Source organism: Lentiprolixibacter sp., assembly GCF_982873095.1.
Genome location: NZ_CEYNTP010000047.1, coordinates 1 through 14,017, shown reverse-complemented (window position 1 = coordinate 14,017; position 14,017 = coordinate 1). Strand labels below are relative to the sequence as shown.

Annotated in this window: 16 protein-coding genes; 6 read left to right on the top strand and 10 right to left on the bottom strand. The window is 44.9% G+C overall.

Annotation, left to right across the window (positions count from 1 at the left end; translation table 11 throughout):
- The 6 genes from AC4E7D_RS04755 to AC4E7D_RS04730 form a co-directional block, all read right to left on the bottom strand.
- A partial coding sequence (locus AC4E7D_RS04755; RefSeq protein ID WP_490172665.1) for a hypothetical protein occupies positions 1-273 on the bottom strand: 273 nt, incomplete at its 3' end.
- 1 nt (position 274) lies between these two features.
- Positions 275-490, bottom strand: coding sequence for an AtpZ/AtpI family protein (locus AC4E7D_RS04750; protein ID WP_490172664.1), 216 nt, complete (start codon positions 488-490; stop codon positions 275-277).
- A 99-nt stretch (positions 491-589) separates the two neighbouring features.
- Complete coding sequence (locus AC4E7D_RS04745; protein WP_490172663.1) at positions 590-1,057, bottom strand: bactofilin family protein; 468 nt, start codon at positions 1,055-1,057, stop codon at positions 590-592.
- A gap of 5 nt (positions 1,058-1,062) precedes the next feature.
- Entirely contained in the window at positions 1,063-3,615 is a 2,553-nt protein-coding gene (gene porW / locus AC4E7D_RS04740) for a type IX secretion system periplasmic lipoprotein PorW/SprE (protein ID WP_490172662.1), read from the bottom strand.
- A 167-nt stretch (positions 3,616-3,782) separates the two neighbouring features.
- The gene (locus tag AC4E7D_RS04735; RefSeq protein ID WP_490172661.1) at positions 3,783-4,478 is read right to left on the bottom strand and encodes an ABC transporter ATP-binding protein; all 696 of its coding nucleotides are present in this window, start codon (positions 4,476-4,478) and stop codon (positions 3,783-3,785) included.
- Between the two features lie 8 nt (positions 4,479-4,486).
- A complete protein-coding gene (locus tag AC4E7D_RS04730) occupies positions 4,487-5,959 on the bottom strand; it encodes a DUF5687 family protein (protein ID WP_490172660.1) in 1,473 nt (490 codons plus the stop codon).
- A 118-nt stretch (positions 5,960-6,077) separates the two neighbouring features.
- On the opposite strand from AC4E7D_RS04730, the gene AC4E7D_RS04725 reads away from it, so the two are divergent.
- The 5 genes from AC4E7D_RS04725 (at position 6,078) to AC4E7D_RS04705 (ending at position 10,550) form a co-directional block, all read left to right on the top strand.
- Positions 6,078-7,124 (top strand): 2Fe-2S iron-sulfur cluster-binding protein, encoded by a 1,047-nt coding sequence (locus tag AC4E7D_RS04725; RefSeq protein WP_490172659.1) that lies wholly within the window; start codon positions 6,078-6,080, stop codon positions 7,122-7,124.
- Between the two features lie 317 nt (positions 7,125-7,441).
- Positions 7,442-8,134 (top strand): TIGR04282 family arsenosugar biosynthesis glycosyltransferase, encoded by a 693-nt coding sequence (locus AC4E7D_RS04720; protein ID WP_490172658.1) that lies wholly within the window; start codon positions 7,442-7,444, stop codon positions 8,132-8,134.
- A gap of 98 nt (positions 8,135-8,232) precedes the next feature.
- Positions 8,233-8,568, top strand: coding sequence for an arsenosugar biosynthesis-associated peroxidase-like protein (locus AC4E7D_RS04715; protein ID WP_490172657.1), 336 nt, complete (start codon positions 8,233-8,235; stop codon positions 8,566-8,568).
- Positions 8,569-8,644: 76 nt separating this feature from the next.
- On the top strand, positions 8,645-9,700 hold the full coding sequence (gene arsS, locus AC4E7D_RS04710; protein ID WP_490172656.1) for an arsenosugar biosynthesis radical SAM (seleno)protein ArsS: 1,056 nt from the start codon (positions 8,645-8,647) through the stop codon (positions 9,698-9,700).
- A 235-nt stretch (positions 9,701-9,935) separates the two neighbouring features.
- Positions 9,936-10,550: a TetR/AcrR family transcriptional regulator gene (locus AC4E7D_RS04705; protein ID WP_490172655.1), complete on the top strand. Its 615-nt coding sequence runs from the start codon at positions 9,936-9,938 to the stop codon at positions 10,548-10,550.
- Between the two features lie 13 nt (positions 10,551-10,563).
- On the opposite strand, the gene AC4E7D_RS04700 is transcribed toward AC4E7D_RS04705, so the two are convergent.
- From AC4E7D_RS04700 to AC4E7D_RS04690, 3 genes are read right to left on the bottom strand one after another with little or no spacing between them, the layout of a single operon-like run.
- The gene (locus AC4E7D_RS04700; RefSeq protein ID WP_490172666.1) at positions 10,564-11,544 is read right to left on the bottom strand and encodes a glycosyltransferase family 9 protein; all 981 of its coding nucleotides are present in this window, start codon (positions 11,542-11,544) and stop codon (positions 10,564-10,566) included.
- Between the two features lie 49 nt (positions 11,545-11,593).
- Positions 11,594-12,196 carry a DUF4254 domain-containing protein gene (locus AC4E7D_RS04695; RefSeq protein WP_490172654.1) on the bottom strand — a complete coding sequence of 201 codons (603 nt, stop codon included), beginning with the start codon at positions 12,194-12,196 and terminating at the stop codon, positions 11,594-11,596.
- Positions 12,197-12,225: 29 nt separating this feature from the next.
- The gene (locus tag AC4E7D_RS04690; RefSeq protein ID WP_490172653.1) at positions 12,226-13,164 is read right to left on the bottom strand and encodes a hypothetical protein; all 939 of its coding nucleotides are present in this window, start codon (positions 13,162-13,164) and stop codon (positions 12,226-12,228) included.
- 39 nt (positions 13,165-13,203) lie between these two features.
- Between AC4E7D_RS04690 and AC4E7D_RS04685 the strand changes: the two genes are divergently transcribed.
- On the top strand, positions 13,204-13,425 hold the full coding sequence (locus AC4E7D_RS04685; protein ID WP_490172652.1) for a DUF6341 family protein: 222 nt from the start codon (positions 13,204-13,206) through the stop codon (positions 13,423-13,425).
- On the opposite strand, the gene AC4E7D_RS04680 is transcribed toward AC4E7D_RS04685, so the two are convergent.
- Positions 13,420-14,017: phosphoribosylamine--glycine ligase (locus AC4E7D_RS04680; protein ID WP_490172651.1), on the bottom strand; the 598-nt coding region annotated here is incomplete at its 5' end. The genes AC4E7D_RS04685 and AC4E7D_RS04680 overlap by 6 nt on opposite strands.

Genomic DNA, 14,017 nt, shown 5'->3' with positions numbered 1-14,017 from the left:
AAAAATGGGTTCCAGAATAATGAAATAAGCCGCAAATTTCAAAACACTCCCAAACAGGAAGAAAAAGCCGAGGTAGCTGCTTTTCTGTGCAGCGAACTGCAGCATGGCCATATAGATACCAACAGCAAGGGCCAGGTTTAGCAGATAGGCAATAACCATATCAGGGACCACCGCTGGCCATTCCCATGCATACAGGGCGGCATAATGGACAATCCCTGCCGAAATAAGGGCAACAACCACCTGGAAAAGAAAGGAAAGTGATTTTTTTACCAATTTATGAGTTGAGCTTTTTGGTTTGTTTTACCACAAGGTACATGGAAATCGCTACTGCAACCAGGGTGAAGAAAACAGTGTAGGTGTTGCCTTCCGACTCGTATTTTTCATCCAGCCACTGCCCAAACCAGGCACCCAAATAGATAATAACCCCCATTTGTACGGCGATTCCCGTAAGGCTTAACCAATACTTGGCTTTGTTTTTGGAATCTGGCATAGGCACAATATAACAAATTAGCTCACCCTGGTGGGCAGGCATAACCTTGCCCGAAGTATTGGCCGGGTACGCTTCCGACTGGAATTTCGTAAGAGCTTGTTAGGCCTTCACCGTTTCCCCGGAACTCTTCGAAGTGGAAATATTGCCTTTTGAAGTGCCCTGAGCTGCAGAAGTGCCCGTTCCTGGTGTGGTACTGCTCAATCCTCCCTTACCTTTCATTGTGCAAGAGGCATTAAAAGTAGCCCCGGGTTCCACAGATAGCTTGGCCACAGAAACGGTTCCTTCGATCACGGCCGAAGACTTGAGGGACAGCAGGTCAGAAACCAATAATTCCCCGTTAAAATTTCCTTCAATATCGGCATTAACACATTCCACTTTCCCGTGGATGTAACCACCTTTTCCTATAACGACTTTCCCTGAAGTCTTTACATTACCGTCTAACTTGCCGTCAATTCGGAAGTCGGCTTCAGAGACGATATCGCCTTTGATTTTAGTGTTTTTTTCAATCCTGTTGGGTTGCCCGCCAATTTCATTCATAGTTCTAGGTTTTTTGTTTTCGGAAAACATTTTGTTTATGGTTTTGGGGTTAACATCTTTTCCTTGTAAGCCTCCAGATTCTTGTGGACCTGGATGACTTTATAATTAGCGGATAAAATTACGAAATTATAGGCATCAATCCGGTAGTCCTTATTCTTTTTTAGCAGTTCCACATAGCCTAGGGCGAATTCCTCGGAAGCAAACCCATGCACTACGATAAATTGTTCTTCAAGGTTATATATATCCCGTGAAACCACATTTTTATAGCGCAGGTCCTCTATTGATTTTTCCAGCCGCTCCTTGAGCTTCAATGCCACTTCGTTCTGGCTGCGTTTGAATGGGAAGACCACCTTCCAGTTGCCTCCTTTCACTGTCCCTGCTGCCGAGAATTCCTTATTCTGAAGTTTGGGCAGCTGTTCGGCAATGATCTGTTGCGCTTTTTTACCCTCTGGATTATTTGGATAATTCAGGGCCACATAATTCAGCGCCTCCCTGAAGTCCTCAAATCCCTGTAGACGACCAATTGCATTGGCCTTGAGCATTTCCAGTTTGGGAACAACAGGGTCTCCGGCAAATTGATTGATCCGTTCTTCCGCCCCGGTAATCACCTGCAGGAATTCCTGCTTCCTGAATTTCTCATAAAGGTGAGCGTATTGCGCCTCAGGCGAATCCTGGGAAGCCGAAAGCACTGCCTGGGGATTTAATAATACCATCGCATACCGGGAATCCGGATGCTCTTGTAAGATGCGATCCCTCATGTCTGCAGCGAGTGGACTTTGGGCAGCTTCATAGATTTTGTACAGGTTGTATTTAGCAGGAAGCACCAATCGTTTCTCCGGGTTACCAGACAAGACATTTTCCAGTTTTTCCGCGGCCAGTACATTTTCCCCAAACTTTTCCTTGTAGATGAGGCCCAGCTGATAGTTAGCAAAATTGCGCTCTTTTCTAAGGCTGTCAATTACTTGTTCCTGATCCGGTACGGTATTCAAATAGTAGTCTACAGAATACTTCTCGTCGTCCGAGAGCTCGAATTCTGCCTGATCTCCCGACTGAAGTTCGCCGCCTGCTATATCGGAAGGCTGTATCCGGCTCTTGTTACTCCAACGCCAGTCATCTTCAAGTACACGATCTCCCCATTTATTTTTAAAATCATTCTTGCCGTAGCCCAGGCTGGTGATATTGTAGAAATAAAATTTCCCCTTATTTTCCTTACCCCCCTTAGATTCTACAAAAGTGGCGAAACCAGCAGTTATCCTTGCTTCCTCCTTTTGCCTGGCCGCTTCTTCCTCAGCTTTCAATGCTGCTATATATTCCTCGAAATAAGTGCGGCGCTCAGAAACAGGCATTTCATAAAGTGTGATCACACTATCTGTATACTGCACTATTTCCTCATAATTTATTACATCTTCAAGGTTGTCCCGCTTCTTTTTTATCGTCCTGAATTTTTTGGTGTTTTCTGACAGATTGGTCAGGACGCTGTCATAATAGGCACCTGCCCTGCCGTACTGGTTTTCATCAAAATAATAGGTCGCCAGGTCCTCATAATTCAATGCATTGAGCTGCGGTACATTGCGGGTTACCCTAAGCGACTTATTGTAATGCACCAAAGCCAGACTGTCTTGTTTCTCCCGGGCATGAAATACCGCCAGCTCCCGGTAGATCTTATCCAGGAAAGGCCTGTTTTCCCGATTGGCCTCCAGGTCTTTCAGGTACTCGAGCATGGCTTCCCGATTTTCGGGTGTAATCTCGGTGTTCTGAATTTTCTGAATGTGGGCATTGATCAGGTATACCCGTGGTGTTTTCCGGTTTAAGGCGATCACCTTGTCAAATGCCAGATTTGCGCTGTCTTTGTACCCCAGCTGATTGTAGAGCTGCCCCAAAATGTAAAGGTACCTTCCCTTTTCAGCCCCTTTTTTACTGTACGCTGTTGCGATCTTGAGTTGTTGTATGGCGGTATCCGGCGCCTTTAGGTTGATATAGGCCTGGGCCATTATAGCATGGGCATCGGCATACTCCTGGTCTTTCAACTTCTCGTAGCGGAAAAGCGTTTTTAGGTTCTTAAGGGCCAATTCCTCATTCCCCAGGCGGATATTGGTTTTTTCACGCCATATCGTGGCCTCGTTCAGCTTGTTGCTCCGGGTGTGTTTTCTCAGCACATAATTAAAGGCTTCTAAAGCAGGAACGTAGCGCTGATCAAAATACCTGGCCTTGCCCAGAAGCAGGAAAGCCTCATCGGTCTGGGGGTTGCGCTCTTCATCTCCTATCTCCATCCCGTGCTTTTGGATGGCTTTGGTGGCTTTTTCCTCGGCCCTGAGAAAATTGGGGTTGTTGTCTTCTGAATCCAGCCGGATCTCCTCGCTTACCTGCAGCCGTTCCACAGGGAGGATCTCCCAGTAATTGTCCTGATAGGTGTCGTTTAACTGCTCGCGGCCTTCCTCAAAAGCGAGGTTACCATTGTACAGTACGTTGTACTTGGTGTTAAGTGCGTGCCAGTTACGATTGATTAATGCGTCTTTCTTGGTAGAACAAGCGTTAAAAAGTATGCCCCCAAGAACACCAGCGAATAAAAGTGAAAATCGAAGCTTCAAAGTTGTTGGTATTCTTATAAAACCTAAACTTAAAAAGCCCGATATTATTATACCCTAGCGCGCATTTCTTGGGATCTGGCCCGGCAGGGCCCGGACAAATTTGTAAAGAGCGGCTTTAATCAAGGAAAATCAGACCCATAAAGGGGCTGCAACAAAATCTCATAGCGTTAGCCAGCAAAGAAACTTTCGAGCTCCTTCAGTGTCTCCTTGGAGGTCGCAATATCCCGAACTATTTCCCCTTTGTTGAGTACCACAATTCGCTCACAGACTTCAGTAACGTGGATGAGGTCGTGACTTGATACCAATATGGTGACATCTCTGTTCTCTGCCAGGTCCTTGATAAGTGCCTTTAACCTTATCTGTGTGGTAGGGTCCAGGTTGGCAAAGGGTTCATCCAGGATAATTACCTCAGGATCGCCTATAAATGAGGCCACGATGCCTACCTTTTTCTGGTTCCCCTTTGAAAGGTCGCGCAGGTATTTTTTCTGTCCTAAAATCTCCCCGTGGAAAAAATCCTCGAACTGTGAAAGCAAAGCGTCTACATCGGCCTTGTTCCTGCCCCTCAATTCCCCTATGAAGTAAAAATACTCTTCCGGTGTAAGGTAGCCAATGAGGAAACTCTCATCAATAAAAGCCGAAGTAAAGGGTTTCCATGCCTCACTCTTGGATATTTCGATATCATTGTTAAGAACCCTACCGGTGCTGGGTTGTATCAGATCCAGGAGCAGGCTGAAAAATGTTGTTTTTCCTGCTCCATTATTACCTACTAAACCAAAACTCTGCCCTTTGGGTATTTCTAAGTTCTCAAGGTTTAAAACCGTTTGGGTTCCATAGGTCTTGCTAAGGTTTTCTGCCTTAATCATAGTCGTTATCAGGTTTTTTGCTTGTATGCCAGCAAGGTTTTATACTTTTCTTTTTTATAGATTTTTTCAATTTTCCGGAAGACCACCTCTTTGAAAGCGAAGCCAATGATACCGGTAAGTGCCACCAGAATATACCCAACGGTAGAATTTACCAGATAGTGCCCTGCTGCATAGACCACCAGGGGAAGCAACAGCTTGGGTATCGTGAGTAATAAGGTTTTGGTATTAAAGGCCTGTTTGTCTCCAAAGGCTTTTTTATTTGAGGTCAGGTCGATTGGGGTTTTGATATACGCCCCTCCCCAAAGCACGAGGTAAGAGTTCACACCTATATTGTAAATGGCCCCTACCACAATGGCCAGGTAGGCTTCCCAGCCAAAATAGAGGTAAAAGGCACTGACAAGGGTACTCAGCACAGTAGCAATGATCACCAGGTACCATTTGGAAGATAGGTATTCCCTGTATTGTATATTCTGGCTCATCATCAGGGGATAATAGGAGCTGTCCCAACTGGGCACAAACTGCCCGAAACTGAACAGGAACCCACCTGAGACGAAAATACCGGCAAAGATCTTCCACACCGGGTTTTCATAGGCCTCAATGGAATTGGTAAAGAACAACAGGCCATAGAACAGGAACAAGAGGCTTAGGATTACCGTTGTGCGCGACCTTTTGTTGCGCTTTATCAGTTTAATATCATTCTGAAGAAATACGCCGAGGTTTCCAAATCTGTTCAGCCAAGTGTAATCCTCAGTCTTGGCAATTGTATGTTTGGTGGCCAATCCCCCATCCAGGTACATGTGTTTCTTGAAATATCGAAAAGAAGCGACAATAATTGTCCCCAAAAGTATCCAGGGGACCAGGGCCCACACAGGCTGCTCATAGAGCGCATCAAAAAGCGGGGTCGTGTATAGGGTAATATCAAACCAGCCATAATACTGGCACAGGCCTAATCCTACCAGAATCACAATAACAGGATAGAATACACTGTCCTTGTTATTCATCATGATATTCAGGAAGTTGTTCGTAAAAAAGAGGGCGAAAATTCCCAAATGCCAGCCTACTATGCCCAGAGGATTGTAGCCTTCTACGATAAGTATTATTGAAAATGGGACAAAGAAAAAAGCATGGGCCAAATTGAAAAAAGAAAACAAGGTTTTTCCCAGAGAGTATTGCACCACCTGGCTCTTTTTGAATGGCAGGTACAACAATGGCCGGATATTCATCACCGGCATTTTCTGAAGCACGTAGCGGATGTACAAATCTGCTACGAGGTAATAGATCATTATCCCGTTTACCACTTGTAAGGGATCTCCGAGGCCGGATTTGTCAATGATATAATAGGAACTTAGTCCCAGGGCGAGGAAAACCACAATAAAATAGAGTGCCCCGAAAATCATCAGGATCTTAAACCCGATGTTGGTTTTAAATGAGGCCGATCTGAAAAAGGATTTCCACTGAAGGTTGATAAAATGTCTGAACATTCTCCTGTAGTGTTGGTCATTGCGTTAGTAGGCCAAATATATATTTTGTTACAGTTTTAACCTATTTTTTGGGAAGGGCATGAAAATCAATGTGTAGTTTTGCCAAAAATTTGCTTAAATGAGTACATTCTACCCCCTGAAAGTAAAGAGAATTAAATCCCTTACCCCCAATTCCGTTGCCATTACACTTGGCACCGGAGGGGAACACAATGGCAGCTTTCGGTTTAAAGCCGGTCAGTACATTACCATTAAAAAGGAGATCAATGGTGAAGAGGTAAGACGGGCCTACTCCATCAGTTCTGCTCCGGGAGCACCTGACCTGACTATCGGAGTAAAGGAGGTATCAGACGGAACATTTTCCAAATATGCCAACAGGGAACTCAAGGAAGGTGATGTCCTGGAAGTGTGCCCTCCGGAAGGACGTTTTGTATTTGATTCAGATAAAAAATGCCAGATCATGGCCTTTGCTGCAGGAAGCGGCATTACCCCTATCATGAGCGTTGCCCAGGAGGTGCTGGAAAGTCATCCGGAAAACAAATTCATCCTGGTATATGGCAACCAGAACCTGTCTGAAACCATGTTTTATGAAGAGATCAAGGCTTTACAAAATAAATATACCGATAGGTTTTTAGTTCAGCTGATTTTTAGCCGGGCTAAAGAGGAGGATGCGTTATTTGGACGAATAGACACATCCATCGTGAATTTTGTCTTAAAGAACCGTTTCAGGGATTTTGATATAGACTCTTATTACCTTTGTGGACCAGAACCCATGATTACCCTTGTAAAAGGGGTTTTGGAAAATGAAGGTGTGGCAGCTGACCATATTCTAACCGAATTGTTCACTTCTTCTAAAACAGAAAGCGATATGTCTGAACTATCACCTGGAAAAACTGCGGTTACAGTAATACTGGATGAGGAAAAACACGAAGTTGTGATGGATCATAAGGAATTGATCCTGGATGCCCTCATTAAGGCCAATATTGATCCTCCTTATTCCTGCCAGGGAGGGGTATGCAGTACCTGCATTGCCAGAGTCTCGAATGGAGCCGCCGTGATGGAGAAGAACCAGATCCTGACCGACAGTGAGATCTCTGAGGGATTTGTACTCACTTGTCAGGCACATCCCACCACAGACAGAATAACAGTAGATTACGACGACGTTTAGGCTCGTGGCCAAGTGAATTCCTGCTGGAGTCAGTCAGACAGGCTGCCGTTTATCGGGAATTGATATCAAGCTAAAACCGACCCATCAGTTTGTAATGCGGCTGATTTTCTTTTCATATGTTCAAAAAGCTACTTTTTGTCGTTAATTTTCAGGATATCAACCGCATTTTAAATCTCCGACGCCGTATCTGCTAAAGGGATTACCGACCGGGCTGTCGGCTTGTGTAATTCATCGCACCAATGCCAGCGCATTGTTAAATCGATGCGAACTCCCCACATTTTTGAGCATATAATTGTAAGTTAGGGGAAAATTTAGTGATGCGATCGGCTGTAACAAATAACATAGCCCTATTGATATTTGCGAATTCCCCGGAGGCAGAAAGGGAACGCAAAGTTGTTGGCGGTTCCGACGAGATCTTCACTTTATTGACCGAACACAGCATCAAACTGGCCCGGCAACTTCAAATACCTTTTTACCACTTTACAGAAAAGGAGCAAGTGGGTGACTCATTTGGCGAACGCTACACCCATGCTATCAAGCAAATTTTTGAACTGGGATACGAAGGCCTGATAACGATTGGTAACGACACCCCGGCACTGAACATATCCCATCTCAAAGATGCACTGAACTCCTTAAAAAAAGGACAGACAGCATTGGGACCCAGCGAGGATGGCGGATTCTATTTGTTAGCCATCTCCCGAGCGGCATTTTTCGAAGAAAAATTCAAGACGGTTTCCTGGAACACCCATAAGGTATTTGCACAAATGTTGAAGTACCTGCACGAAGGCAGGCAGGAAATACAAGTGCTACAGCCGCTTTTAGACCTGGATAACACAGAAGATATCGCAAAGGTCGTGGCACAATCGATGATTATACCTATTGGTATATACAAATTGTTATTGCGCTGCAGCCCGAAACAAAAAATTGATATTCCCTTACTCAAAACCCCCTTTCCCCTGTCGCTAAGGGGAGGCGTACACACCCGGGGCTCACCTGCATTTTCCCTTTAGACAAGGTTTAGGGGTAGTATTCCCAAAAATTTATTCACCGGTTCCTGCAGTATATTGCCCTGCAGGAGTCCCTAATTACATATTACAAAAGAGATAAAATGGCCAAATCATATTACGATCCAGCGGATCTGAGAAAATTCGGAAACATCACAGAATGGAGTGAAGAAATAGGAACGCGCTTTTTCGACTATTACGGAAAAGTTTTTGAAGAAGGGGCGCTCAGTGCGCGGGAAAAGTCGTTGATTGCCCTGGCGGTTGCCCATGTGGTAAAATGCCCGTACTGCATCGATGCCTATACCAAGGACGGGTTACAACGCGGGATCACCAAGGAGGAAATGATGGAAGCCGTACACGCAGGAGCCGCTATTGAAAGTGGGGCAACCCTGGTCCACGGCGTTCAGATGATGAACAAATACAACAAATTATCCATGTAAATTGTTAAAGGCAGCTACTCCCTGTAAGGAACTATGTATTGTTTCGGCTTAGAGGACTTTGACTGCCTTATGTATTATGAAAACTAAATCACTCAAAGCCAGACATAGTAAACTGGCAGATACACAAAGACAACTGGACATCCTGAGCAATTCGATCTTTGCGGAAGGGGAGTTGCCCTTTTTTAAGGACAAACTGGCTGAAACCGGTCTGTTTCCCCTTAAGCCCGGGAAACTGGAGATATTGCAAATCAATGTAGGTTATATGTGTAACCAGGTTTGCGAGCATTGCCATGTTGATGCCGGTCCTGACCGAAAGGAAATCATGACCCGGGAAACCATGGAGGAATGCCTGAAAGTAATACGCAAGACAGGGGCACACACCTTAGACCTGACAGGAGGTGCGCCAGAGATGAACCCTAATTTCCGTTGGTTTGTAGAAGAAGCTGCTGAAGCCGGGATACAGGATTTCATCGTCCGTTCTAACCTCACCATAATGAGGGCCAACAAGAAGTATCACGACTTACCGGAATTCTTTAAAAAACACAACATACACGTAGTATCCTCCATGCCGCATTACACCCGCGGCAAAACAGATAAGCAACGGGGGGATGGGGTATTCGACAAATCGATTACCGCTCTTAAAGAACTCAATGCCGTAGGTTACGGGATGCCGGGGAGTTCACTTCGGCTCGACCTGGTCTACAACCCCTCCGGGGCATTCCTGCCAGGAGATCAGGCAGCCCTCGAATCGGATTTCAAAAAGGCATTAAAGGAAGACTTTGATATTGATTTCCACAACTTATTCGCCATAACGAATTTGCCCATATCCAGATTCCTGGACTATCTGATTGCTTCGGAAAACTACGAGGACTATATGTATGCCCTAGTGGAAGCGTACAACCCAGCAGCCGTGCAAAATGTAATGTGTACCAATACCATATCCGTGAGTTGGGACGGATGGCTGTACGACTGTGACTTTAACCAGATGCTGGACCTTAAGGTGAACAGCAGGGTACATCACATCAGGGATTACAATGAATCCTTGTTGAATAATCGCGAGATTGTTATTTCACAGCATTGCTATGGTTGTACGGCAGGTTCAGGCAGTAGTTGTCAGGGGGCAGTTACCTGATAAAAAGGTATAAAACCCCTCCTATTTTGTCAAGCTTTGATGAAAACAGTGCCGTTCGTCGATCAATTTTACCGACTAAGTGGTCGGTTCATTTCGCCTGTGAAGTGTAGTTGATCGGATTTTGACCCGCTTGTCGAGTTTTTCGATTCGTACATCCGTTTGTATCCCCTTTCCCTCAGTTTGGGAGGTTCTTGTATTAGACCCGATGGTCTTTTAACCCTTAAACCCAAATCTGATGGATAAGAATCTCAAACGCATGGCCACCATGCACCGAATGCAAGTCGCAGGCCTTGAATTATTTTACGAACAGGGCTATTACAATACCAGTATTGACGATATTTTGAAATCCCTGGAGCTTTCCAAAGGGGCCTTCTATTACCATTTTCAATCCAAGGAAGATTTCTTTATCAGTATCATTCAAAATCTGATTGTACAGAAAGTTTACGGCACCCTTATCGAGCCGATCGAGGGCAAGAAGAATCCTCTTGTGGTCATCGAAAAATGTTTGGAGAATGCACTTCAAACCGCTGAACACAATGAAATGGATTACGGCTTTGTATTGAATAATTTCCTTAATGAGTTCAATGGAAGAAACGAAACCATAAGCCGTTACCTCAGGGATATCCTTAAAATCTGGGAGGTAAACCTGATTACCCTCCTGCAAAAAGGGAAAACGGATGGTTTTGTAGCACGTCACGTCAACAGTGAGGCCGTTGCCAGCTTCCTGATCTCCTCCTACATGGGAATACGGACATTAATGGTGGAAGGAAGTGCCAGTCAGCTGCGCTATAGTTATATAACGCAATTAAGAGGCTACCTCAACAGTCTGGTCCAAAGGGAATTGGCATAAGGTACGGCAATCCTTATCCCAGGATATGCTCTACCTTTTTGAGGATCTCCTCATAAGGTATGGTTTCCATGGCCAGCTCATAGCCCTTAGGCATGCGCTTACCATACACCGAGGTGGGAATCAAGGGGTACAGGCTACGGTCTGCCAGAAGGGCATTCTCGGGATCCTGGCCAAAGGGATAAAACCCGGCATAGGGATGAGTAACTCCCCAAAGCGTAACCGTTGGGATGCCATACATGGCCGCCAGGTGCGCATTTGCGCTATCCATGGACACCATCAGGTCCAGGTTGGATATCAGCGCCAGTTCCTCTGAAAGATTGGTCACCCCTGCCATGTTAATGGCGTAGGAATATCGGGAAGCCGTTTCTTCAAGGATACGTTTTTCCTCCTCACCGCCGCCAAAAAGAAAAATCAGGTATTCACCAGTCTGATCGAGTGCCCCGATAACCTTTTCCATCATCGGAAAGGGATACGTCTTCCCGGGATAGGCCGCAAATGGAGCTATTCCAATCCATTTTCGGCTATTCTGACCAATCTTATTAAGCAGCTTTTCCGGAAGTGTTTTCTTCTTTAAGGGCTTTACAATCGATAGGTCTATGGCATATCCTAAGGCTTCAAATACTGAAATATATCGTTCCAGTGTACTTTTCAGTGGTTTGAACACCTTGTTTTTCGCTGCCGTAAGCAACTTTTTTTCTTTGCGCCCTTTGTCTATTTGTACAACCGGGATCTTTGAAAGCAGAAAATACCGCTTTAATACATTACTCCGCAAGACATTATGAAGGTCGGCTACGCCATTGATATTAAGCGGTAAGAGTTCCTTATATAATCGCCAGAGACCGCGAATCCCCTTATGCCGTCCCTTCACCTCAGCAGCAAATACCTGCGTGTTGGGGACCTCGTCAAAAAGGGGGGCAAAGGCTTTTTTAGTGAGTACAGTTAGCCTTAATTGCGGGTATTTCTTTACAAGTGCGTTAAGGATAGGCACCGACATGGCCACATCGCCTAAGGCAGACAATCGAATTACCAATAGGTGGTAGTTATCATTTTTCACCGCGAAGTACAGGGTTTAACTCCTCGTCGTTGTACATTTTCATCTGTTTATAGACTTTCATGTACTTTCTTCCTGCTTCAATATCCGCTATCAATTGGTCAATTGCCATTGATAAATCCGCTTTTTGCTGTAGCAGTACCTGCAGTTTTTGGTTGCATTTTTTTCTGTGTTCGGCACTGGCATCTTTACGGTCTACCTCTTCCTGCATATGGTAAATTTTCAAGGCAAGGATAGAGAGCCTGTCAATGGCCCAGGCAGGGCTTTCCGTATTGATAGTGGCATTGTCCTTTATTTGTACCGATTGGTATTTGTTTAAAAAATAACTGTCGATATACTCCACAAGGTCGGTACGGTCCTGATTGCTGGCATCTATTTTCCGTTTCAGGTCTAACGCAGCTTCCGGACTGATCTCCGGGTCACGAATGATGTCTTCGTAATGCCATTGCACCGTGTCTATCCAGTTTTTCCGATAGAGCAGGTGAGCGATATCCTCCTTAGGGTAGGGATTGCTAAAAGGCTGGTCTACGTCATCCTTTATGTGGTACTCCTGAATACTTTTCTCGAAAATGCCAAAGGCGAAATCACTAAACATGGCAGTAAGCTTTTGACTCAAAGATACCTTTAATTCACCATATGTTCTGCAATCAGAAACAGAATTGGTAGTACAACAGAAAAGATTAATACCGTTTCCCTGATTTTTGAACGTTTAATGGTTTCCACGTATTTCGCAAGCAAAGCTGCTCCTGGCAAAAAAGTTAAAAATACGGGGGAGGTAGCTGTTGTGGTTTCCAATAAGGAGATCACCATCCCCAGGGCGAAGGAAATACCTACGATCCGCATCACATTGATACGCCCCAAACCCAATTTTCCAATTTTGAAAAAAACATAAACGCCAACAAGCAGGATCACTATTCCGTAACCTATCCATTTACGTCCGTGGGTCAGAAGGGTTTCCGGGGTTGAGTACATTCCCAATTCAAAGGTGTAGTGGTTGACAAAAAAATCAGTATTCCCGGTGAGTATCAATACCGAAAACACAATTAATGCCACCGTGGCCATTGCAATAATAGGGACTAGCCAATTCCTGAAGTTTTTGGGTTCGTACATGTAAAGTGTGGCAAAAACCAGGATAAGGAATAGGAGGGCCCAGTCATAGAATAAACTTGCCACCGCTACCCAGAGCGACGCATCGAAGAGTTTCATTCTAATATCCCTAAGGGATCGCAGGCTTATGGCCCTTCTGAACGCCAGCATAAGAAAGAATCCACAAAGAATGGCATTATTATCCCTCAGGATACCCGGAAACAAAATAACCAGCAAGGTAAAATAGAGGATGGCATAGGAATTAGTTCCTGTTATCTGGTTACGGGTTACCACAAAGTTCACAACAAAAATGGAGAAGAGCAGGAAGCCAAGTACCGTAGCCTGAATGATCCAATCCAGGGTATCAAAGTTATTTCCGTACAGATAAAGGTTGGTATACCAGTAAAAAAGAAACAGGAAGGACAGGAGGATGATGTAGTTAATTGGTTTTGTTTTCCCAAAAACACTTGAAATCATCCCTGCTTTTTATATTTTTGCCCTGTAAATATAACCAAGATGAAAGCATTTTTTGAGGGTATACAGGATTTATTCGTTAACGGTTTATTCTGGCCTTATGACTTTTTCCGCTTCATGGAAAACTGGTGGACCTCCAATATGGTTAACTGGATTTTTACAATCATAGGGACCATAGCCATGATTTACTGGTTGATGGAACTCCGAAAATATGATGTCCGCGGTGAGGAAGACAAAAGCATCACCGCACACTCTTACCTATAGGTCGAAACCGATATCGTTCCGATAATACATTTTTTCGAAATCAACCTTTTTCAGGTTGTCGTATGACTTTCGCAAGGCCTGGGACATACTGTCACCATATGAAGTGATGGCCAGCACCCGGCCACCGTTGGTGACTACTGTTCCGTCCTGTAATTGGGTCCCCGCATGAAAAACCAGTGATTCTTTGATGGTCTCGAGGCCTTTAATGGGATACCCTTTCTGATAACCTTCCGGATAACCTCCCGAAACTGCCATGACCGTAGTAGTCGTACGTTCGTCTATGTCTAACTGCACGGTATCCAGTGCTCCCTTGCTGAGGCTGAGTAAAACTTCCAGCAGGTCGTTTTTTACACGGGGCAGGACTACCTCTGTTTCAGGGTCGCCCATCCGCACGTTGTATTCGATGACCTTTGGATTGCCGTCTACGTTGATGAGTCCAATAAAAATAAACCCCTTGTAGGGGAGTTTCTCCTGTTCAAGGCCCTTTACCGTAGGAAGAACGATCTGTTGCTCTACTTTACCCATGAATTCCGGATCTGCAAAGGGTACGGGAGAAATTGCCCCCATTCCCCCTGTATTCAGGCCGGTGTCC